This is a genomic window from Mesorhizobium sp. M7D.F.Ca.US.004.03.1.1 (assembly GCF_003998635.1).
In the GTDB taxonomy this organism is placed as follows: domain Bacteria; phylum Pseudomonadota; class Alphaproteobacteria; order Rhizobiales; family Rhizobiaceae; genus Mesorhizobium; species Mesorhizobium loti.
This window is the reverse complement of sequence record NZ_RZQG01001872.1, coordinates 1-393: the sequence shown is the minus strand read 5'-3', so window position 1 is coordinate 393 and position 393 is coordinate 1. Positions and strand designations below refer to the sequence as shown.

General features: G+C 57.3%; 1 protein-coding gene. It reads left to right on the top strand.

Features of this window, described 5'->3' with window-relative positions:
• Positions 1-180: 180 nt before the first annotated feature.
• Positions 181-393 (top strand): hypothetical protein (locus tag EN935_RS41710; RefSeq protein ID WP_206534754.1); only part of this gene is annotated, 213 nt, incomplete at its 3' end.

The window sequence follows — 393 nt, the reverse complement described above, 5'->3', positions numbered from 1 at the left end:
GTAAGAAAACATGGTCGTGATGTTAGGCTCGCGACCACATCGCAGCGAATGTTCAGCCACGCCAGCGTGCAGGCGGCCATGCGATGCTTCATCGTTCGTGCAGCAAAACACCTGTGCGGACGCCGAATCCGCCGCAAATGGAATGCAAAGAAGCTCTGTAGAGGGCGCCGAGCTTGGACCGTGTATAAGCTGGGCGCCAAGCCGCGTCAGATGGCTTTGCATTGTGGTATCGCTTGTCTGGCTTACGTCTCGAAGGGAGTAGCTGCGGCTGAACGGCTTCCGTTTGACCCCGAAGCCTCGCTATATGATCGGCGCATTCATCTGGAAACGGCAACAATCGTTTCCAGATGCTGCCGCACCAGGAAGAGCTTCAAACCGGCGCTGCTGATGCGC